Source organism: Streptomyces sp. CA-142005, assembly GCF_050942335.1.
GTDB lineage: Bacteria > Actinomycetota > Actinomycetes > Streptomycetales > Streptomycetaceae > Streptomyces.
This window is the reverse complement of the sequence record NZ_CP192078.1, coordinates 7,277,114-7,297,304: the sequence shown is the minus strand read 5'-3', so window position 1 is coordinate 7,297,304 and position 20,191 is coordinate 7,277,114. Positions and strand designations below refer to the sequence as shown.

General features: G+C 72.9%; 17 protein-coding genes. 5 read left to right on the top strand and 12 right to left on the bottom strand.

Features of this window, described 5'->3' with window-relative positions:
- Window positions 1–82: 82 nt before the first annotated feature.
- From ACQPXS_RS33990 to ACQPXS_RS33975, 4 genes are all read right to left on the bottom strand, one after another.
- The gene (locus ACQPXS_RS33990) at window positions 83–589 is read right to left on the bottom strand and encodes a DUF6099 family protein (RefSeq protein WP_351806136.1); all 507 of its coding nucleotides are present in this window, start codon (window positions 587–589) and stop codon (window positions 83–85) included.
- A 166-nt stretch (window positions 590–755) separates the two neighbouring features.
- Window positions 756–1,124 (bottom strand): nucleotide pyrophosphohydrolase, encoded by a 369-nt coding sequence (locus ACQPXS_RS33985; RefSeq protein ID WP_433453201.1) that lies wholly within the window; start codon window positions 1,122–1,124, stop codon window positions 756–758.
- Entirely contained in the window at window positions 1,121–2,317 is a 1,197-nt protein-coding gene (locus tag ACQPXS_RS33980) for an AAA family ATPase (protein WP_433453200.1), read from the bottom strand. The genes ACQPXS_RS33985 and ACQPXS_RS33980 overlap by 4 nt, the downstream gene beginning before the upstream one ends.
- A 589-nt stretch (window positions 2,318–2,906) precedes the next feature.
- Entirely contained in the window at window positions 2,907–3,326 is a 420-nt protein-coding gene (locus ACQPXS_RS33975) for a cell division protein SepF (RefSeq protein WP_356305181.1), read from the bottom strand.
- Window positions 3,327–3,575: 249 nt separating this feature from the next.
- Here ACQPXS_RS33975 and ACQPXS_RS33970 point away from each other — a divergent pair, with 249 nt between their 5' ends.
- Complete coding sequence (locus ACQPXS_RS33970; protein WP_433456061.1) at window positions 3,576–5,285, top strand: hypothetical protein; 1,710 nt, start codon at window positions 3,576–3,578, stop codon at window positions 5,283–5,285.
- A gap of 9 nt (window positions 5,286–5,294) precedes the next feature.
- Here the strand turns inward: ACQPXS_RS33970 and ACQPXS_RS33965 are convergent, their stop codons facing one another.
- A complete protein-coding gene (locus ACQPXS_RS33965) occupies window positions 5,295–5,810 on the bottom strand; it encodes a YceI family protein (RefSeq protein WP_433453198.1) in 516 nt (171 codons plus the stop codon).
- 139 nt (window positions 5,811–5,949) lie between these two features.
- Between ACQPXS_RS33965 and ACQPXS_RS33960 the strand changes: the two genes are divergently transcribed.
- The 4 genes from ACQPXS_RS33960 (at window position 5,950) to meaB (ending at window position 11,536) form a co-directional block, all read left to right on the top strand.
- The gene (locus ACQPXS_RS33960) at window positions 5,950–6,459 is read left to right on the top strand and encodes a MarR family winged helix-turn-helix transcriptional regulator (RefSeq protein ID WP_351806126.1); all 510 of its coding nucleotides are present in this window, start codon (window positions 5,950–5,952) and stop codon (window positions 6,457–6,459) included.
- Between the two features lie 85 nt (window positions 6,460–6,544).
- Entirely contained in the window at window positions 6,545–8,344 is a 1,800-nt protein-coding gene (locus tag ACQPXS_RS33955) for a methylmalonyl-CoA mutase family protein (protein ID WP_433453197.1), read from the top strand.
- Window positions 8,344–10,518 carry a methylmalonyl-CoA mutase gene (gene scpA / locus ACQPXS_RS33950; protein ID WP_433453195.1) on the top strand — a complete coding sequence of 725 codons (2,175 nt, stop codon included), beginning with the start codon at window positions 8,344–8,346 and terminating at the stop codon, window positions 10,516–10,518. Before ACQPXS_RS33955 ends, scpA begins: the two co-directional genes overlap by 1 nt.
- 13 nt (window positions 10,519–10,531) lie before the next feature.
- Entirely contained in the window at window positions 10,532–11,536 is a 1,005-nt protein-coding gene (meaB, locus tag ACQPXS_RS33945; protein ID WP_365330790.1) for a methylmalonyl Co-A mutase-associated GTPase MeaB, read from the top strand.
- A gap of 269 nt (window positions 11,537–11,805) precedes the next feature.
- Here the strand turns inward: meaB and ACQPXS_RS33940 are convergent, their stop codons facing one another.
- The 7 genes from ACQPXS_RS33940 to ACQPXS_RS33910 all read right to left on the bottom strand — a co-directional run bounded on the left by ACQPXS_RS33940 (window position 11,806) and on the right by ACQPXS_RS33910 (window position 20,183).
- Window positions 11,806–13,080, bottom strand: coding sequence for an amidohydrolase (locus tag ACQPXS_RS33940; protein ID WP_433453193.1), 1,275 nt, complete (start codon window positions 13,078–13,080; stop codon window positions 11,806–11,808).
- 64 nt (window positions 13,081–13,144) lie between these two features.
- A complete protein-coding gene (locus ACQPXS_RS33935) occupies window positions 13,145–13,753 on the bottom strand; it encodes a response regulator transcription factor (RefSeq protein ID WP_433453191.1) in 609 nt (202 codons plus the stop codon).
- A complete protein-coding gene (locus tag ACQPXS_RS33930) occupies window positions 13,750–14,982 on the bottom strand; it encodes a sensor histidine kinase (RefSeq protein ID WP_433453190.1) in 1,233 nt (410 codons plus the stop codon). The genes ACQPXS_RS33935 and ACQPXS_RS33930 overlap by 4 nt, the downstream gene beginning before the upstream one ends.
- Window positions 14,983–15,053: 71 nt before the next feature.
- Window positions 15,054–15,869: an ABC transporter permease gene (locus ACQPXS_RS33925; protein WP_433453188.1), complete on the bottom strand. Its 816-nt coding sequence runs from the start codon at window positions 15,867–15,869 to the stop codon at window positions 15,054–15,056.
- Window positions 15,866–16,786, bottom strand: a complete 921-nt coding sequence (locus ACQPXS_RS33920) for an ATP-binding cassette domain-containing protein (RefSeq protein ID WP_433453187.1) — start codon at window positions 16,784–16,786, stop codon at window positions 15,866–15,868. The genes ACQPXS_RS33925 and ACQPXS_RS33920 overlap by 4 nt, the downstream gene beginning before the upstream one ends.
- Window positions 16,787–16,878: 92 nt before the next feature.
- Window positions 16,879–17,742 carry a thiopeptide-type bacteriocin biosynthesis protein gene (locus tag ACQPXS_RS33915; protein ID WP_433453186.1) on the bottom strand — a complete coding sequence of 288 codons (864 nt, stop codon included), beginning with the start codon at window positions 17,740–17,742 and terminating at the stop codon, window positions 16,879–16,881.
- Window positions 17,739–20,183 carry a hypothetical protein gene (locus ACQPXS_RS33910; protein WP_433453184.1) on the bottom strand — a complete coding sequence of 815 codons (2,445 nt, stop codon included), beginning with the start codon at window positions 20,181–20,183 and terminating at the stop codon, window positions 17,739–17,741. The genes ACQPXS_RS33915 and ACQPXS_RS33910 overlap by 4 nt, the downstream gene beginning before the upstream one ends.
- Between the last annotated feature and the right edge of the window lie 8 nt (window positions 20,184–20,191).

Here is a 20,191-nt window from a genome sequence, read left to right as displayed (position 1 = left end):
TGACCGCGTCCACCTCGCCGGTACCCCCCGGCACAGCCGCCCCCCGGTCGGGTGAAAGGCGCCCGCCGGGCGGGCCTCGCGCTCAAACGCCGGACGGGCTGCTGCGGTTGCCGTTCAGGCTGTTCTGATCGCCGTCCTGTGAGGCCTCCTCCCGCGCCGCCAGCTTGCGCAGCATCTCCAAAACGCGGTCACGGGACTCGTCGGCCGCGTCGATGGCCTCCATGCACTGCCAGTACGTCGTCTCGTCGTCAGCCCCGCTGGCCATGCCGACCAGGGCCATGCCCACCTCGCCGAGCAGACCCCCGAGGCCGAGCAGGGTCTCGCGGGCGTCGGCCAGCTCGGTGAGCTGGGCGGCGCGCAGGTCGCCCAGGTCGATTTCGGGCGGGTCGAGGACTCCGCAGCCCCGCCCCGCCAGCTCGGTCAGGCCGAGCGCCTCGCCGCGCAGCTCGGGCGGGCCGGAGACCGCGAGCCGGCTGCCGATCGCCTGGGCCAGGGCCTGCGCCTGCCACACCTCCGCCATGATCTCGGCCGCGTCGGCGCCGCACGCCAGCGCACGCCTGCTCGTGAGGATGAGTCCTATCGCATCCATGCGTCGCCCCCGTCCTTCCGCGCGCTTCCTCGCACGCCCGCTTGAACACTCTTGGTCACTACCCAGAGTGAAACCGCTCGGGGTGAAAAGCCAGAGGTAGACGGAAATCTGTGGACAACAATTCGGATTCGACGAGTGATTCAACTCCGGAGAGTCATAGCGGAGTTCACTCCTCCGGCGGCTGGGGGCGCTCGGACGCGCCCTGCGCCCCCGGCACCGGGAAGCGCCGCTCGTTGCGGTCGATCTTGGCGGCCAGGGCGGCCAGCGGGTCGACGCCGAGGACGTCGCAGAACTGCAGCAGATAGGCGAGGACGTCGGCGACCTCGTCGGTGACCCGGTGCGCGGTGTCCGGGTCCGCCATCACGCGGGAGGACTCCTCCGGCGTCAACCACTGGAAGATCTCGACCAGTTCAGAGGCCTCCACGCTGAGCGCGGCGACGAGGTTCTTGGGGGTGTGGTAGGGCTGCCAGTTCCGCGCGGCCGCGAACTCGGCGAGCCTGCGCTGGAGTCGGGCCAGGTCGAGGGGTTCCGTCACGCGTCCAGGTGTACCACCGTGACGCCCTCGGTCCCGGTGGCCCACGAGGCGTCGCTCACCGCGCCCACGCACCGGATGTGCCCGCGCTCGCCCATCCGGGCGGCCGTCCGCAGCAGTTCCCGGCGCTGGACGGGGTCGAGGCCGCGGTCGAAGCCGTCGGCGAGGACGGTGAGGGTGCGCAGGGCGTCGGGCACCTCGCCCGGGGTGTCCACGTCCAGGACGCCGGGCCCGGTCAGCAGCACCAGCGTCAGCGAGAGGTAGCGCAGTTCGCCGTCGCCGAGCCGGGCGAGTTCGGTGCGCGGGCCGTCGCCGCGGTCGAGCAGCGCCCGTACCGTGCCGTCCGGCAGCGGCTCCGCGGCGAGATCGGTCACCGGTCCCGCACAGCCCGCACGCAGGGCGTCCACCAGCAGGCCGTGCCGGCGGCCGCATTCGGCGCGGGTGCGCCACAGCACGTCGGCGAGGTTGTCGCAGCCGGACAGCAGCCGGCCGGAACCGGTGGGCACGGGGCTGCGCATGCGCTCGGGGCGGGGGTCGCAGGGGAAGACGGAGCGCAGGGCGACCACCATCTGCTCGGCGGCGGCGAGCACATGGCGCTGTCCGTCGGTCTTGCCGGCCACGCGCAGCGGCAGCAGAGGGGTGCCGAGGCGGTCGTCGGGGAGCGGTGCGCGGGTCACCGGAGCGGAGCCTGCGGTGTGCCAGGCGGCCTGGACGGTACCGCGTCCGGGGTCGCGCAACGCCGTCTCCAGCAGGACGACCCCGCCCGCGGTCAGCCGCTCCCCCACGATCCTGAGGTCCGGTTCGGCCTGTACGGCGACATCGAGCCGGACCGGTCCCTCGGCGCCGTCGGCCGTACAGCCGATCCGGAAGCCGCGCCGCCCTCCGGCATCCGGGCGCGCCCGCTGCGGCACACAGGCCGCCGGGTCCGGGAACACCTCCAGGAGCGAGGCTCCGCCCCCGAGCCTGGCGAGCGCCTCGTACGCCGTGAGCGCGGTCGTCTTCCCCGTTCCACTGGGCCCGGCGAACAAGGTGACGGGCCCCAGCGGGAATCCGGCCCGCCGATGCCCGGCGAAGGCCGACAGCCGCAACTCGGTGATCCGGGCGCGCACATCGAGGGACCGCCGGGCCTGCGCGGGCACGGTCCCGGCGGGCGCGTCGGCGGCGGGGGGCTGAGCGGACACGGAAGACACGGCCATGCCCCGGACCGTAGAACTCCCCCCACCTGCCGAACCGTTTCCTGCCGGCACCTTCCTACGATCGGGCGTCCGGACGGGACCAAACGGGACGAGGGGCCACTCGGTCGAGTGACAACGAGCGACCGGCTACCGGGACCACCGGACCCACGCGCACGCCACGGCACGCTCGCCCCTGCCGACGCTGTCCCGGCTCGACCTGCGCGGTGAGCGATGTCGAGTGCCGGCCGGCTCCACGCTCTCCATCGACCGCACCGCACCGTCGCAGCCGGCTGGTCCCGCTCCCTAGGCAGGCACGGCCCACCTCCCGTACCACCGAGTCACCCGCGCGATCCTTACGTGAGAACAGCAGGTGGCCGAGTCATCGTCACCCTTGGTGAGAACGCCCCACGCGGCCGGCGCCTCGCCCGAACGGAAGGGCCGATGCCCCGCGCCCACCCCGGAGCCCGCCGACTCAGCCACCACGCGGTACCGCCGGAGTATCCGCTCAGCCACGCGAGCCCCCGCTCAACCGCCGGTGGACACCGCGCAGCCACCCCGAACAACACCCCGCCCGACCCCGGAGCCCACCGTTCGACCGCCGGAGGCCTTCTCAGCCCTTCGACACCGCGACCCCCTCCATCAGCCCGCTGACCTCGGTGCCGGGTGGGGTGAGGAGGAAGACGTTGCGGTCGACGCGGTGCATTCCGCTGCCCAGGCCGAAGACCACGCCCGTGCTGAAGTCGAGGACGCGCTTGGCGACCTCGGTCTCCGCGCCGGAGAGGTCGAGCAGGACCGGCGCGCCGGCCATCAGGGTCTCGGCGACTTCCCGGGCGTCGGCGAAGACGTTGACGCGCAGGACGACGAACCGGCGCCGCGTCTCGGTCTCGGCGTCCGGCAGCGAGCGGTGGTTCACCGCGGACGGCCAGGCGTCCCGGCCCCGCAGCGGCACGACCTGGGCGAGCCCTTCCCACTGTTCATCGGTGACGTCGTAACGGCTCACCGGCTCCCCCTGACCTGACTCGCACTCCATGCCTGCACCGGCCAATTCTTACGCCAAGTCACCCGTTCGGCCCAACTGCGACACACTGCGCGACCGTTCCGGCGCGCCACGGCCGGGAGCGACCTGCGTCACATGTACGTTTACGTCCGCTTCTTACCGCCCTCATACCGGACTCTTCACATGCCGCCACACCGCGCTCACCGGCTGCCGTTAGCGTCCAGTGCCGTGCACTTGGCAGAAACCCAGCAGGTGACAGCCGGCCGGCGGACGCAGTCGGCGGTGTCCGCCGTCCCGGTCGCCCGCGCGACGCTCCATGAGCCACCCGCGCAGTGGCATCGCGTGCTGACGCTGCTCGCCGACGTCAGCCTGTTCATCGGCACGCGCGCGGTGTGGACGCAGGCGGCCACGCACAAACTGGTCCTCGCGGCGGCCATCTCGGTCTGTTACGCCTCGATCCTCGTGACCGGCGTGCTCGCGCTCACGGTCCGCCGTGCGCGTTCGCTGGCCCGCCTGGACCTGGTCGTGCTGGTCACGGCGATCGTCCTCGCCCTGTGCGCCTGGGCGCTGAACCACGCCGGCGGCGACGAGGCGGTCCTGACCACGCAGGCCGCCAAGGAGCTGGTGAACGGGCACACGGTGTACGGGCAGCCGTGGCCGTGGCTGTTCCACACCAAGGGTGTCGCCCTGACGCCGACGATAGACGGCGGCTACGACTTCACGTACGGCTATCCGCCGCTGGCCCCGCTGCTCACCGTGCCGTTCCTGGCCCTGGGCCACGGCGGTGCCCCGGCGACCGCGGCGGTGACGGTCGTACTGATCGTGGGCGCGGTGATGCTGTGGCGGCTGCTGCCGACGCCGTGGCGGTCGGCGGCCACGATGGTCTGTCTGGGCTTCGGTTTCCTGCCGATGTACGCCCGTCAGGGCTACCCGGCGATCGTCGGCCTGGTCCTGCTGGTGCCGGTGGTGGTGCGCTGGCCGCGGTTCGGCGCCGGGGGCCGGCTGGGTTCCGGCGGGATCGCGCGGGCCGTGTGCATAGGGGCCGCGTGCGCGGCACAGCAACTCCCCTGGTTCGTCACGCCGTTCCTGCTGGCCGGGATCTACGCCCTGCGCCGCGGTGAGGTCGGCGGGCGGGCGGCCGCGCGGGTGGTGCTGCGGATCGCCGGGATCGCGGTCGTCACCTGGCTGCTGATCAACGCGTACTTCATCGTGAGCGAGCCGGGCCCGTGGCTGGAGGGCGTCGCCCTGCCGCTGACCCAGGGCGCGGTACTGCACGGCCAGGGTCTGGTCGACATCTCCCTGTACTTCACCCACGGCAGCGACCGGCTCGACTGGTACGGCCACGCCAGCGCGCTGCTCGCCGCGTCCCTGCTGGTGCTGTTCGTGCTGTTCGTGCGGCGGCTGGGCCCGGCCGCGACCGTGCTGCCCTGGTGCGCCTTCTACCTGGCGACCCGGTCCCAGGACGGCTACTACCTGATGTACACCCCGCTGTGGCTGACGGCGGCGATCACCGCGCCCCTGTCGGAGTTCCGGAACGCGTGGCAGCCGCGGCCCCGGTGGCTGACCGGCCCGCGCCGCCGGCCGGCCCTGGTCGCCGCGGTCGTCCTGCTGATCACGCCCGCGCTGGTGAGCGCGACCCTCGCGGTGACGGGCGGGCCGCCGCTGCGGATGGACATCACGGCGGCCCGGCACGGCTCGGCGCGCACCCTGTCGACGCTGACGGTGAAGGTCGCCAACACCGGGAGCACCGCGCTGACCCCGCACTACATGCTGACGACGGGTCAGGGCATGAGCCGGTACTGGACGCTCGCGCACGGCCCGGCCACGATCCCCGCGCACACCACGGCGACCGTGGAGCTGCGGGCGCCCAAGGGCGGCTTCCCGTTGCCCACGAAGGAGTACACGCACATCCGGCTGCGCGCCTTCACGGCGACCCCGCAGACGCTCTCCACCGAGGACGTGCGCCGGGCCGAGCTGGGCCTCAAGGGCTGAGCGGGCGGCTCATCCCTCGGTCCGCGCGAAACGCAGCCTCGCCGACACCGTGGTGAGCCCGCGCATCATGCCCAGCTGGTTCCAGCCCATGCCGAACTGGTCGCGGTCCACGGTGAACTCGGCGTCCAGGGTGAGCGCCTCGGCGCCCGCGTCGGTCAGGCGCGCGGTGAAGGTCACGGGCCTGCTGATGCCCCGCACGGTCAGCTGACCGGTCACCCGTACGCCGTCGCCGTCGAGGCGTTCGGCGCCGCGCACCGCGAAGGTGATCTCGGGGTGGTTGTCGGCGTCGAGGAAGTCGGCCGAGCGCAGGTGGGTGTCCCGCTTGGCGTGCTTGGTGTCCACGGAGGCCGCCTCCAGGGTCACGGTGCCGGTGGCCGAGCCGTCGGCGTGCACCTCGCCGCCGCCGGCGACGGCGGTGAACGTGCCCTTCACGGTGACGAGTCCCCACATGGTCTTGTGCCGCAGTCCCACGGTGGACGCGGCCGGGTCGAGCTGCCAGGTGCCTGTCTGCACGGCGACGGTCATGGTCGTACTCCGGAATCGAGTGGTTCAAATTTGGATGACTGACGGCTCACGCTAGCGCGTCATCCAAATTTGAACAACCTGCTAATCCAAAACTGGACAACCTTCTGGTCCAAAATTGGACAACAGGTAGACTCGACCCATGTCCGCCTCCGACGCGCACCCCGCCCATCAGCTCGAATGTCCCGCCTCGGCGGGCAGCCTGCTGCCCGCCGAGCTGCGCGCCTGGATGATCCTGCTGGCCGCCACGGGCGCCGTGGAGCAGCGGCTGCGGTCGGTCGTGAAGGAGACCCTCGACGTCTCCCACGACGAGTTCCTGATCCTGTGCCTGCTGGCGGAACAGCCCCGCACCGGACTGCGCATGACCCAGGTCGCCGACCTCCTCGGCCGCCCCAAGACCCGGCTCACCTACCAGATCGCCTGCCTTCAGCGGGCCGGTCTGGTCGCCCGCACCTCCGTGTGCGGCGACAAGCGCGGCGTCCAGGTCGCCCTCACCGACAAGGCCCGCGACCTCCTGAACGAGACCTCCGCCCTGCTCGCCGGCACCGTCCGCCAGGCCCTCGCGGACTCCATGGGGCCCGACCAACGCGCGGCGATGTGCGCGCTCGTACCCGATCTGCCGGACCCGGACGAGGAGCCCTCCGACGGCTGAGCGGCGCAGGTCACAAGCGCAAGGAGGGAAACCTCACAGCCCTCGCTCTGCACTCACTTGAGCATGCTGCCCTAGCATCCGAGCCATGACGGTCCTGCCTGACGACGGGCTCTCACTGGCCGCCGAGTTCCCTGACGCGACACACGAGCAGTGGCAACGCCTGGTCGAGGGCGTGCTGCGCAAGTCGGGCAAGGAAGTCTCGGGCGCGGCAGCTGAGGACGCTCTGTCCACGACGCTGGAGGACGGGCTGCGCACCCGGCCCCTGTACACCGCGCGCGACACCGCGCCCGACCCCGGCCTGCCGGGCTTCGCGCCGTACGTGCGCGGCAGCCGCCCCGAGGGCAACATCGCGGGCGGCTGGGACGTACGGCAGCGGCACACCGCCCTCGGGGAGAACGCCGTCCTGGCCGACCTGGAGAACGGCGGCACCTCGCTGTGGCTCGTGCTGGGCGAGGGCGGCATCCCGGTCGACGGGCTGGGCCGGGCCCTGGAGGGCGTGTACCTCGACCTGGCGCCGGTCGTGCTGGACGCGGGCCGGGACACCGGGCAGGCCGCCGAGGCGCTGCTGCGGCTGTGCGCGGACAAGGGCGTGGCCGCCGCGGCCGTGCGCGGCAATCTGGGCGGCGACCCGCTCGGGTACGAGGCCCGCACCGGCACCCCGCTGGACTTCGCGCCGTACGCCGCCCTGGCCGCGCGCTGCGCCGAGCGGTACCCCGGGCTGCGCGCGCTGACCGTGGACGCGCTGCCGTACCACGAGGCGGGCGGCTCGGCCGCGCAGGAGCTGGGCGCCTCGCTCGCCACCGGGGTGGCGTATCTGCGGGAGCTCACCGAGGCGGGGCTGAGCGTCGAACAGGCCGCAAGGCAGCTGGAGTTCCGCTACGCCGCCACGGCCGACCAGTTCCTCACGATCGCCAAGCTGCGCGCCGCGCGCCGGCTGTGGGCCCGGGTCGCCGAGGTCTGCGGGGCCCCGGGCGCGCAGGTGCAGCACGTGGTGACCTCGCCGGTGATGATGGCCCGCCGCGACCCGTGGGTGAACGTGCTCCGCACGACGGTCGCGACGCTCGCCGCCGGGGTCGGCGGCGCCGACTCGGTGACCGTCCTGCCGTTCGACCACGCGCTCGGCCTGCCCGACGCGTTCGCCCGCCGCATCGCCCGCAACACCTCCACGATCCTCATCGAGGAGTCCCACCTGGCCCGCGTCATCGACCCGGCGGGCGGCTCCTGGTACGTCGAGCGGCTCACCGACCAACTCGCCGAGGCCGCCTGGGAGTTCTTCCGGACGATCGAGCGCGACGGCGGCCAGGCGGCCGTGCTGCGCTCCGGCCGGCTGCGCACGGACCTCGCGACGACCTGGGCGGAGCGCTCCAAGAAGCTCGCCAAGCGGCGCGAACCCATCACCGGTGTCAGCGAGTTCCCGCTGCTGGCCGAGAAGCCGGTGGAGCGCGAGCCCGCGCCCGAGCCGCCGTCCGGCGGTCTGCCGCGGGTGCGCCGCGACGAGGCGTACGAGGAGCTGCGGGCCCGCTCCGACGCCCACCTCGCGGCGACCGGCGCCCGCCCCCGGATCTTCCTGGCGACCCTCGGCTCGGCCGCCGCCTACACCGCGCGCGCCACCTTCGCCGCCAACCTCTTCCAGGCCGGCGGCATCGAGCCGGTCACCGAGGGCGCCTTCGAGGACAGCGGCGCCACCGAGGCCGTGCTGTGCTCCAGCGACGCCCTGTACGCCGAACAGGCCGAGCAGACCGCCGAGTCGCTCAAGGCGGCCGGCGCCCGGCACGTGTTCCTCGCGGGCCGGGGCGAGTACGCCGGCATCGACTCGTACGTCTTCGCGGGCTGCGACGCCATCGACGTGCTGTCCGCGACCCTCGACCGCATGGGAGTGTCCTGATGGGAATCCCCGACTTCTCCGGCATCGAGCTGGGGACACCGGTCGCCGACGGCACTGCCGATCAGTGGCGTGCGGCCGTCCAGCGGGCCACCGGCAGCGAAGAGCCGCTGTGGGAGACCCCGGAGGGCATCGGGGTCAAGCCGCTGTACACCGGCCGTGACCTGGAGGGCCTGGACTTCCTGGGCACCTACCCGGGCATCGCGCCGTATCTGCGCGGCCCGTACCCGACGATGTACGTCAACCAGCCCTGGACGATCCGCCAGTACGCGGGCTTCTCCACCGCCGAGGAGTCCAACGCGTTCTACCGGCGCAACCTGGCGGCCGGCCAGAAGGGCCTGTCGGTCGCCTTCGACCTGCCCACGCACCGGGGCTACGACAGCGACCACCCGCGGGTGACCGGTGACGTCGGCATGGCGGGCGTGGCCATCGACTCCATCTACGACATGCGGCAGCTGTTCGACGGCATCCCGCTGGACAAGATGACGGTGTCGATGACGATGAACGGCGCCGTGCTGCCGGTGCTCGCGCTGTACATCGTGGCGGCGGAGGAGCAGGGCGTACCGCCCGAGAAGCTGGCCGGAACCATTCAGAACGACATTCTGAAGGAGTTCATGGTCCGCAACACCTACATCTATCCGCCGAAGCCGTCGATGCGGATCATCTCCGACATCTTCGCGTTCACCTCGCAGCGGATGCCCCGCTACAACTCGATCTCCATCTCCGGCTACCACATCCAGGAGGCGGGCGCGACGGCCGACCTGGAGCTGGCGTACACGCTCGCGGACGGCGTCGAGTACATCCGGGCCGGGCGTGAAGCGGGCCTGGACGTGGACGCGTTCGCACCGCGCCTGTCCTTCTTCTGGGCGATCGGCATGAACTTCTTCATGGAGATCGCCAAGATGCGGGCGGCCCGGCTCCTGTGGGCGAAGCTGGTCTCCCAGTTCGACCCGAAGAACAGCAAGTCCCTGTCCCTGCGCACGCATTCGCAGACCTCGGGCTGGTCGCTGACGGCGCAGGACGTGTTCAACAACGTCACGCGTACGGCCGTGGAGGCGATGGCCGCGACCCAGGGCCACACCCAGTCGCTGCACACCAACGCCCTCGACGAGGCGCTGGCCCTGCCCACCGACTTCTCGGCGCGCATCGCCCGCAACACCCAGCTGCTCATCCAGCAGGAGTCGGGCACCACCCGGGTCATCGACCCGTGGGGCGGCAGCGCGTACGTGGAGAAGCTGACGTACGACCTCGCGCGCAAGGCCTGGGCGCACATCCAGGAGGTCGAGCAGGCGGGCGGCATGGCGCAGGCCATCGACGCCGGCATCCCGAAGCTGCGTGTGGAGGAGGCGGCGGCCCGCACCCAGGCCCGCATCGACTCGGGCCGCCAGCCGGTGATCGGCGTGAACAAGTACCGGGTGGAGAACGACGAGGCGATCGAGGTCCTCAAGGTCGACAACTCCGCCGTACGCGCCCAGCAGATCGAGAAGCTGCGGCGGCTGCGCGCGGAGCGGGACGAGCAGGCCTGCCAGGACGCCCTGGACGCGCTCACCCGGGCCGCCGACGGCAAGGAGAACCTGCTGGAGCTGGCCGTCCGCGCGGCCCGCGCCAAGGCCACGGTCGGTGAGATCTCCGACGCCCTGGAGAAGGTGTACGGCCGGCACGCGAGCCAGATCCGTACGATCTCCGGCGTGTACCGCAACGAAGCAGGCCAGTCCCCGAACGTGGACCGCACCCGCGCTCTGGTGGACGCCTTCGAGGAGGCCGAGGGGCGCCGCCCGCGCATCCTGGTCGCCAAGATGGGCCAGGACGGCCACGACCGCGGCCAGAAGGTGATCGCCACCGCGTTCGCCGACCTCGGCTTCGACGTCGACGTCGGCCCGCTGTTCCAGACGCCGGAGGAGGTCGCCCGCCAGGCGGTCGAGGCGGACGTGCACGTGGTCGGCGTGTCCTCGCTGGCCGCCGGTCACCTGACCCTCGTCCCGGCGCTGCGCGAGAAGCTCGCCGAGGAGGGCCGCGAGGACATCATGATCGTGGTCGGCGGGGTCATCCCGCCGCAGGACGTGCCGACGCTGCGGGAGATGGGCGCGGCGGAGGTGTTCCTGCCCGGGACGGTGATCCCGGACGCGGCGTACGACCTGGTCAAGCGGTTGTCTGCCGACCTCGGCCACGAGCTGTAACGGAGCTCTCGGGGTGGCGGCGATCGATCTCGACACGTATGTGAAGGGCGTGCTCGACGGGAAGCGAGCGATCGTGGCCCGCGCGATCACGCTCGTGGAATCCACCCGGCCCGCGCACCGGTCGCTGGCGCAGGAGTTGCTGACCCAGCTGCTCCCGCACAGCGGCCGGGCGCGGCGGATCGGCGTGAGCGGGGTGCCAGGTGTCGGCAAGTCGACTTTCATCGACGCGTTCGGCACGATGCTGACCTCGCTGGGCCACCGGGTCGCGGTGCTCGCCGTGGACCCCTCCTCGACGCGTACCGGCGGCTCGATCCTGGGCGACAAGACGCGCATGGAACGCCTGGCGGTCGACCCCGCGGCCTTCGTCCGCCCCTCCCCCAGCGCGGGCACGCTGGGCGGGGTCGCGAAGGCCACCCGGGAGTCGATGGTGGTGATGGAGGCGGCGGGCTACGACGTGGTCCTCGTCGAGACCGTCGGCGTCGGCCAGTCGGAGACGACGGTGGCCGACATGGTCGACTCCTTCCTCCTGCTGACCCTGGCCCGCACCGGCGACCAACTGCAGGGCATCAAGAAGGGCGTCCTTGAACTGGCCGACGTGATCGCCGTCAACAAGGCGGACGGCCCGCACGAGCGCGACGCGAAGGCCGCCGCCCGCGAACTGGCGGGCGCGCTGCGCCTGATGCACGGCAAGGAGGCGTTCTGGACCCCGCCGGTGCTGAGTTGCAGCGCCCGGGAGTCGACGGGCCTGGACACGGTCTGGGAGCGCCTGGAACAGCACCGCACCCTGCTCGACTCCACCGGCCGGCTGACCGCCAAGCGACGCGATCAGCAGGTCGGCTGGACCTGGGCGATGGTCCGCGACGAACTGCTCGGCCGCCTCCACTCCGACCCGGCGGTACGCGAGGCCGCACCGGACCTGGAACGGCAGGTCAGGGAAGGCCGGTTGACGGCGACCCTGGCGGCGGAACGGATCCTGGAGGCGTTCGGCGGGAGCATGACCCCGCCGACGGGCAACTGAGTCGTCACGGGAGCCTCCTCCGCTGCGGGGGCGCTGGACCCCGGGTGGGTGCCCGGTGCGGTCAGCGGTGTGCCGGGGCCTTCCGTTGTGGCTGGCGGAGGCGTAGGTTCCGGTTACCCCGCGATGGCGCCTTTCGAAGCGCCGGCCCGCCGGTCCCGGGATGGCGGGCCGCGCGGGGCCGACTTCCTGTGACGCCGGGCGGAGCAGGCCCGCTCGGCTTTGAGATGTTGCCCGGCCTCTCGGCACCAGCCGGGGACCGTGCCCAGGCCTCAGCCGGCGCAGTGCTCACGCCCGAGCCAGGACAGAGCGGCGGAGGTGGCCGCCGTGATGCCGTGGCGCAGGGTTGCGTCGGGGGACAGTGCGAAGTCCGGGGCATGGTTGGCGGGGAGGGCGGCTGTCTTCTCCTGCGGGGTGCGTCCGGGAGCGGCGCGCCAGTCGCCGGCGGCGATCGAGCCGAGGAACCAGTAGACGGTGGGCACTCCATCGGCGCCGAAGAGGCCGAAATCCTCGCTGGCGAGCATCGGCGGTGTGGTGAGGACCCGGCGTTCACCCAGCAGTCGGGTGTGGGCGGCGCGCACCCGGGCGGCGGCCGCAGGGTCGTTGACGGTGACGGGAGCCACGGGGCCCACGTTGACGAGCGGTTCCTCCGGGCAGCCGGCGGCCGCGCACTCGGCCTGGACGATGCGGCGGACGGCGGCGACGGTCCGGTCGAGCCGGTCGTCGTCGTAGCAGCGGATGCTGATGCCGAGTTCGGCCCGGTCGGGGATGACGTTGGGGACCGTTCCGGCGTGCAGGGTGCCCACGGTCACGACAAGGGGCTCGAAGGGGTTGTTCTCGCGCGAGACGACGGTCTGGAGCCGCTGGACGACATGGGCGGCGGTGACGACCGGGTCGACGGTGAGGTGCGGGGTGGCGCCATGGCCTCCTCTGCCCGGTATGACGACGCGCACGACGGCGGTGGCGGACGTCAGAGGTCCGGGTCCGTGCGCGACGACCCCGCACGGAAGGGGGGCGACGTGCTGGGCGAGGACCACGTCGGGGCGAGGGAAGCGGGCGTAGAGGCCATCGTCGAGAAGAGCCCGGGCACCGGCGAGGGTCTCCTCGGCGGGCTGACCGATGATCATGAGGGTGCCGGACCAGAGGTCGCGGCGGGCGGCGAGCCAGGCCGCGGCCCCGGCGGCGCAGGCCAGGTGGGCATCGTGTCCGCAGGCGTGCATGACACCGGAGGTGCGGGAGGCGTAGGGCAGACCGGTCGCCTCGGTGACCGGCAGGGCGTCCAGCTCGGCGCGCAGGGCCACGACCGGTCCGGGGCCGTTGCCCAGCAGGGCGACGATCCCGTGGCCGCCGACGCCGGTGGTGACCTCGCAGCCGGTCTCCCGCAGCCGGGTGGCGAGGAGCCGGGCCGTCTCCCTCTCGTGCCCGGACGGTTCGGGCGCGGCGTGCAGCGCCTTGTAGAGGCTCAGTGCCTCGGGCAGGACGTCTGCGACATCCGCGAGGACGGTGCGGTCGATGACACTGGCGGTGCCGGTCGCGCCGGTCTCCATGCGTTCCCCCTGTCTTCCGGAACGGGCCGGCGGCAACAGCCGACCCCTTTCCCCTCGGGCCTGGTCACAGCCAGCCCGTCTCCTTCGCGCGCTGGTAGGCCGCGACCTTGTTGTCGACGCCGAGTTTGGCGAGCACCGAGGACATGTAGTTGCGGACGGTGCCCTCGGCGAGGTGCAGGCGGGCCGCGATGCGGGCGGTGGGCAGGCCCTCGCCGGCCAGACCGAGGACCTCGCGCTCCCGTGCGGTCAGCGGATTGCCCCCAAGGGCGAGCGCGTCGGTGGCGATCTCCGGGTCGACGTACCGGCCGCCGCCGTGCACGGTGCGGACCACCTCGGCGAGCCGGGCGGCCGGGGTGTCCTTGGTGACGAAGCCCCGGACGCCGAGGCTCAGCGCGCGCTGGAGGTGGCCGGGACGGCCATGGCTGGTCAGGACGACGACGGCGCACGCGGCCGAACTGTCCCGAATGGCCTCGGCGGCGGCGAGCCCGTCCATGACCGGCATGTCGAGGTCGAGGACGGCCACGTCGACGCCGCCCGCGCGGACCGCCGCGACGGCGCCGGTGCCGTCCGCCGCGGTGGCCACGACCTGAAGGTCCTCGTGCGCGGAGAGCAGCACGGACAGCGAGTCGCGGATGAAGGCCTCGTTGTCGGCGACGGCGATGCGGATCGTCATACGGGTCCCTCCTGCCGAGTGCGCGAAGTCCGCGAAGTGTGCGAGGTGTGCGAGGTGTGCGAAGTACGCGAAGTGCTGTCGTGTGTGGGGACCCGGTCGAAGGCCGGGGAACCGGATGCGGCGGGGTGCAGCGGGGCGTATGCCAGCAACCGGAAGCCCCCGCTGCCGTCCGGTCCGGCGGTCAGTTCGCCGCCGATGCCGGCGAGGCGCTCGCGCAGGCCGCGCAGGCCGCTGCCGTCCGAGGTGCCGCTCGGACGGGCCCGGTCGTTGGCGACCTCGACGAGCAACCAGCCGTCGTCGACACGGAGTTTGATACGGCATTCGGTGGCCGCGCTGTGCCGCAGCACGTTGGTGACGCCTTCCCGTACGACCCACCCGGCGACGTCCTGCACCGGCCGCGGCACACCCGGGGGCACCTGGTCGGTGCGGCAGGCGATGCCGGCGGACCGCAGGACCGAGCGGACGCCCTCCAGTTCGGACTCCAGGGAGGGCTGGCGGTAGCCACGGACCAGGGAACGCAGGTCGGACACGGACTCCCGAGAGACACCGAGCGCCTGCTCGATCTCGGTGCGGGCCCGCTCGGGATCCTGGCGCAGCAGCAGCAGCGCCACCTCCAGTTTCATACCGACGACCGACAGGCCGTGGCCGAGCACGTCGTGCAGATCGCGGGCGAAGCGCAGCCGCTCCTCCAGGACCGCCATCCGGGCCAGTTCGGCGCGGTGGTCGTGGATCTCGCGTGCGAAGGGCGGCAGCAGGCCGAGGGCACCGACGACCACCACGGTGACCACGCTGCGTACGACGACGTCCACGAGGAGGTCCGCGGACATGCCGAGGAGCAGGCACGACAGGGTCGTACCGAGGAGGATGCCGAGGGCCGCCCACACGGAGCGGCGGGCGCTCAGCGAGACGACGGCGGCGCAGGCCGCCAGGGAGGGCAGGGCCCCCCAGGCGCCGCCGAGCAGAAGCAGCAGCGCCAAGGCGACGCTGGTGCAGATCGCCACGTCCAGCAGATGCCGGTCGCGGGCACCGCCGCGCGCGACGACGTCGTAGACCGTGCGGGAGAAGGTGAGGGCGAAGGCCAGCAGACCGACGGCGGCGAGGCAGACCAGCCCGAGCGAGGGGCGGTGGCGCAGCCACAGCACCAGCCCTTCGGCGAGGAAGACGGCCGCGGTCAGCAGGATGAGCCAGGCCACGGTGCGGGCCACCGTCGCGGGAGTGCGCGCTCGCACCTGCTGATCCCCCCTTCGTGATCCGGTCGGCTGTCCTTCGACCCTATCGGCAGGTGCCGGGGCCCGGCGGTTCAGGAGGACCGGCGGGGGTCCCAGCGGAAGAACCGCTTGCCCATCGAGAAGGACAGCCCGGCCCACGCACACAGGATGCCCAGCGGCTGGGCGCACGCCCGGAAGGAACCGGCGAAACCGACGGCGGCCGGGACGCCGCTCACCGTCGGGTCGCTCGCGAAGTCGCGGCCGAGCCAGGCGGTGCGGACGATCTCCACGACCGGGCTGGAGGGCAGATAGGGCGCCACGTGCTGGGCCCAGCCGGGAAGGTCGGTGATCGGCATGGCGATACCGGAGGTCATCATCATGACCAGGATCACCGGGGTCACGATCCAGGTGGAGACCTCGCCGGAGGGCAGCAGCCCGGACAGCCCGATGGCCAGCAGGGAGAAGGCGACGGCGCCGAACAGGATGCCGAGGAGCAGCAGCAGGGGGTTGCGCGGGGCGGGGGCGTCGATGGCGAGGGTGCCGACCACCAGCAGGATCACCACCTGGAGCAGGCTGGTTACGCTGCCGCTGGCCGCCTCCCCGGTGAGGATCGCGGTGTCGGGCAGCGGAGTGCCGCGCAGCCGCTTGTAGATGAGCCGGTCACGGCGGGAGGCCGCGGAGTTGATGACGTTGTAGACGATCCACAGCAGGACGAAACCTGCGAACCCTGGCAAAAGGTAGGCGCCGGTGTCGTATCCGGCGATCCTGCCCTTGCCGTGCCGGCTGATGGAGTAGGCGAGGCTCAGCCCGAGAGGCAGCAGCGCCCCGGTGAGGGCGAAGCCGAGGTCACGCCAGTACACGCGCTGGGAGAGCAGGAACTGGGAGTAGGTAAGGCGCAGCCAGGTCATGCTCGCCCCTTTCCGGTCGCGGCGACGTCGAGGAAGACGTCCTCCAGGGATGCGGTGCGTACTTCGAGGCCGCGCAGGCGGACCGCGTTGACGTCGGCCCAGCGCAGCAGCAGCTTCAGGACGGGCTGCGGGTCGGGCGTGACGAGGGTGACGCGGCCGTCGACTTCGCGTACCTCGGCCTCGGGGAACGGCGGCAGGGTGCGGGCGTTGACGGTGGCGTCGGCGGTCACGGAGATGCGGGTGCTGGACTCCTGGGCGAGGACGTCGCCGACGGTGCCGTGCCGGACGACACGACCGTGGTCCATGATGGCGACCCGGTCGGCGAGGAACTCGGCCTCCTCCATGTAATGCGTCGTCAGCAGCATGGTCATGCCGTCGTTGACCATCTTCTTGAGGAACCGCCAGGTCTCCCGGCGGGATTCGGGGTCGAGGCCGGTGGTCGGTTCGTCGAGGAACAGCAGCCGGGGCCTGCCGAGGACGGAGAGGGTCAGGTCGAGCCGGCGCCGCTCGCCGCCGGAGAGCCGGCCGACCCTGGTGCGGGCCCGGTCCTCCAGGTCGACCAGGCGCAGCGCTTCCTGGACGGAGGACGCGTTCGGGGTGAAGCGGCGCCAGGCGCGGACGGTTTCCGCGACGGTGAGTTCACCGAAGAAGCCGGCCTCCTGGAGCATGATCCCGATGTGCGGGGCGATACGGCCGCGCTCGGTGTACGGGTCGTGGCCAAGGACCGTGACGCTGCCCGAGGTGGGCCGCAGATAGCCCTCCAGCACGTCCAGCGTGGTGGTCTTGCCCGCACCGTTGGTACCGAGCAGCGCGACCACCTCGCCCGCGCGCACATCGAAGGTGATGCCGGCCACGGCGGTCTTCGCTCCGTAGTCGACACGCAGGTCGGCGACCTGGATCACGGATTCGGTGTTCATGGTTCGACCCTAGGGATCACGGGGGTGGGGACAGTAGGGAGCGATCTCACGGGTTCCGCGGGCGTTCCGCACGACGGTGACCATGACATTCGTCATGCCGTGCGCACAGGTCCGGTGATGCGGCGCAGCCACAGCAGCCGGGCGATCTGGAACTCCTCGCCGGGAACGACACCGAGCCGGTTGTTCATGAGATGGATGTGGTGGAAGGCGGCGAGGTAGTCGGGGCGGGGCAGTGCGGCCTCGCGCACGAGCCGCCAGAAGTCGTCGGCGTACGACGTGAGGACGGGACCCAGCTCCCGGTCGGCGAGGACCTCGGCGATCCGGCCGTGCAGCACCTCGGCACGCCCGGCGGACTCGGGGTCGCCGGGGGCGAGCCGGGGCAGGGGGCGGCCCGGGGGCGCGTCGCGGCGGCCGCGGCCGTCCCAGTACCACGCGTACTGGTGCAGGAAGGCGGTGCGCTGCGGCGCGGGCAGCCGCGCGGTGATGAGGTGGGTGTGGGCGGCGGCGATCGCGGTGCGTCGCGCCCGGTGCCGGGGGCCCGCGCACAGCAGCGCGGCCTCGCTGCCGCGCCGCATCAGCCGCTCGGCCAGCGCCACGCCCTCGGCCCCGCCGAACTTGGCGTACTCCGGTTCGTACAGTCGCTTGACGGCTGCCCGGCGGGCCGGGAACGGGCCGGGCGAAGGGCCCGCGTCGGCGGCGAGCGCGTCCAGGGCGGTGTCGAAGGCCGGGTCCAACGTGCGTTCGTAGCGGGCCAGTCGGTCGGGCGTGCCGCGCAGCCGCAGCCGCAGCTGAAGGCCGATCACATCGACGTACTGCAGGAAGAACCAGTGCAGATCGGGGTCCTCCGCGGTGAACTCCCGTACGGCGGGGGCGACGACCTCCTCGACCAGTCGCCGGATCTCGGGAATGCTCGCGACGTAGACACGGTAGTAGAGCCAGTCCTGGTGTCCCGTCATGAGGGCTCCTCGGTCGCGGCCTGCCGCAACAGGACGATGTACTCGGTGGCCCGAGGCCGGCCGTCTCCACCCGGAGCCTTGGGGTGCTGGTCGTGGGCCGGCAGGGCCTCGGTGAGCCGGACCCCGGTGGTGCGGGTGTCGATCCGTCGCAGGGCGGACCAGACGGTGTGCGGGTGGCGGAAGCTGACCCACTGGGGCTTGTGGTGCCGACCGGGGGACAGCCGGGTGAGGAAGACCTCCTCGGGCAGGCCGTGGGCGCCACGCCAGCGTTCGACCGCGGCGAGGAAGTCCACCGGATCCTGGCCCCGGGTGGCGCTCGGCAGTTGTCCCGGGCTGAACACCCAAGTGGCGCGGCGAAGGACGAGGTTGGCCCGCTGGAGCCGAGGCTGGTGTCCGGCGCCGGAGGCGGGCTGGGCCAGTGTCCAGGGATCGCTGAGGGTGGCCAGCAGCCGGTCGACGCCGTGCAGGGAGTGGGGCGGTACGGCGCCGAGGTAGGCGAAGGCGGCGGGGCGGCCGTCAGGGTCGGTGGCCTGGAGCGTGCCGGTGGCGGGGTCGTGGGCCAGCGTGAAACCCCTCAGGTCCCGTGCCGCACGGGCCGCTTCGGCGAGTTCGGGTCCCCAGCCGACGCGGGGCAGGCCGCGCACCGAGGGCCGCTGGAACTCGATCCAGTCCGCGTGCGCCGACATCTGGTACACCCGGCATTCCGGGTGCAGGGCTTCCAGCCAGGCGGTGACGGCCGTGTCGATGGAGTCGTGCAGGGCGGGGATCGCCGCCCAGCGGGCGACCATGCCGCTGAAGCCGCTGTAGACACGGTTGACAACGAGCAGGGGGCCCGCCGTCTGGAAGAACACGGTCTGCGCGGGGGCGGCGAGCGTACGGTGCCCGGACGGCGTCTCCGGTACGGCGTCGGCCGTGCGGTCGGCGAACCAGAACGGGTCGGCGGCGAGGAAGTCGTAGCAGAACGCCAGCAGGTCGCAGCTGCCGTGTGCGCCGTGGCGACGGAGGAAATGGCGCACCATCCGGTCGTAGAGCGCCGACCGGCGGACCCAGCGCCGCAGTCCCGCGCCCAGCTCCCGGAGGCTCGCGTGGAACTCGGGGGCCGGCGGCGGGCTGTGCTCGGCGGGGTGGGCCACCGCCTCGTGCAGTGGCCCGGCGGCCGGGAGCCAGTCCGGTGGGCGGCGGTGCAGGAGCGTGTGGGCCTCGGCGAGGGCGGCGCGGGCCCGGCCGGCGGCCGCGGTGCGTTCGGCGGCCCCGGCGTCAAGGGCGAGGAGTTCCTCGGTGTCCGCGAGGGTGCGCACCGCGTCGGCCACCGGGTGCGGAGTGTCGGCAGCCGCGGCCGCGAACGCGGTGAAGTGCCGGCCGTCGGACAACGCCCACGGTGTCACCGGCAGCAGCAGTCCCATGGCGACGAGCCGGGTGATCTCCTCGGGACCGGTGCCGAGCAGCCGGGCCGCCTCCTTCGCGGCGACCGGCTCGGCGGGCAGCGCCGCGAACATCCGGCGGACCGCGGACACGTCGGTGACCTCGTCCTGCCGCACGAACACACCGGCCGCGTGGCAGTACAGGGGCAGTGCGGCCAGGTCGCCACGGACGCCCGGGTGGGGCAGCAGACGGATCCAGCCGGGCGCCTCCGGGGAACTGGCCCACACGTGCAGCAGATGCAACGCGGCAGCGCGGGAGGAGGAGACGGCACGATAGGCGCGGGGACCGGTGGGAGCACCGGCGGGCTCACCGCCGGCCGGCGCAGCCGGACCGCCCCCGTACCCCATCGGCCCGGCGCCCGCGGCCTCGGTGCCGGAACGAGGCAGCGGACCGCTCGTGGGCGGTGCCGGGAGGGCGACGGTGCCGACCGTCGTCAGGGTGCCGAAAGGGCTGGGCTTGAGGGCGGTACGGGTGAGGTAGGCGGTCGCGGTGCGGGCGAGCCGGGCGTCCCAGGCGGGCGCCTCGGCCGGTGGCCGCTCGAGCAGTTCCCGGGTGAAGTCCGGGCTGGCCAGGGCCAGTCCCCGGGCCACGCGGGGGTCACCCAGCCGGTCGAGCGCGGCTCGCCCTGCCGCGGGCAGCTCCGTGGCGGCCGCCCGCCGGGCGTCCGCCAGGGCGCACCGCGCCTCCCGCACCGCCCTGCGCCACGAGTCCAGCAGTCCGGCCGTCTCCTCGTCCAGCCGCTGCGCGACCAGCTCGGCCGCCGCCTCCGTGGCCTCGGTGAGCCGCAGGTTGTGCGCGTCCCGGCGCAGCCGGAGCGCTGCCCGCCGGGTCTGCCGGTCGAGCTGCGGCACCATCAGGTGCAGGGCGTCACCGAGGGCTTCCGCGAGCCGCCGCGCCCGGTCCTCGGCGGCCACCGCCAGCCGTACGCCGGAGACGGTGCCGTCGGCCCGCAGCGCGTCCACCGCGTCGGCGGGCAGCCCGCAGACCCGGGTCACCACGAGCGGCGCGATCTGCGTCACCACTGGGT

Excerpts from the sequence above, each read along its gene's own strand:
- ACQPXS_RS33990 (WP_351806136.1), bottom strand. The coding sequence starts at position 589 with ATGGATGCGATAGGACTCATCCTCACGAGCAGGCGTGCGCTGGCGTGC.
- ACQPXS_RS33980 (WP_433453200.1), bottom strand. The coding sequence starts at position 2,317 with ATGGCCGTGTCTTCCGTGTCCGCTCAGCCCCCCGCCGCCGACGCGCCC.
- ACQPXS_RS33975 (WP_356305181.1), bottom strand. The coding sequence starts at position 3,326 with ATGGAGTGCGAGTCAGGTCAGGGGGAGCCGGTGAGCCGTTACGACGTC.
- ACQPXS_RS33965 (WP_433453198.1), bottom strand. The coding sequence starts at position 5,810 with ATGACCGTCGCCGTGCAGACAGGCACCTGGCAGCTCGACCCGGCCGCG.
- ACQPXS_RS33960 (WP_351806126.1), top strand. The coding sequence starts at position 5,950 with ATGTCCGCCTCCGACGCGCACCCCGCCCATCAGCTCGAATGTCCCGCC.
- ACQPXS_RS33955 (WP_433453197.1), top strand. The coding sequence starts at position 6,545 with ATGACGGTCCTGCCTGACGACGGGCTCTCACTGGCCGCCGAGTTCCCT.
- scpA (WP_433453195.1), top strand. The coding sequence starts at position 8,344 with ATGGGAATCCCCGACTTCTCCGGCATCGAGCTGGGGACACCGGTCGCC.
- ACQPXS_RS33940 (WP_433453193.1), bottom strand. The coding sequence starts at position 13,080 with ATGGAGACCGGCGCGACCGGCACCGCCAGTGTCATCGACCGCACCGTC.
- ACQPXS_RS33935 (WP_433453191.1), bottom strand. The coding sequence starts at position 13,753 with ATGACGATCCGCATCGCCGTCGCCGACAACGAGGCCTTCATCCGCGAC.
- ACQPXS_RS33925 (WP_433453188.1), bottom strand. The coding sequence starts at position 15,869 with ATGACCTGGCTGCGCCTTACCTACTCCCAGTTCCTGCTCTCCCAGCGC.
- ACQPXS_RS33920 (WP_433453187.1), bottom strand. The coding sequence starts at position 16,786 with ATGAACACCGAATCCGTGATCCAGGTCGCCGACCTGCGTGTCGACTAC.
- ACQPXS_RS33915 (WP_433453186.1), bottom strand. The coding sequence starts at position 17,742 with ATGACGGGACACCAGGACTGGCTCTACTACCGTGTCTACGTCGCGAGC.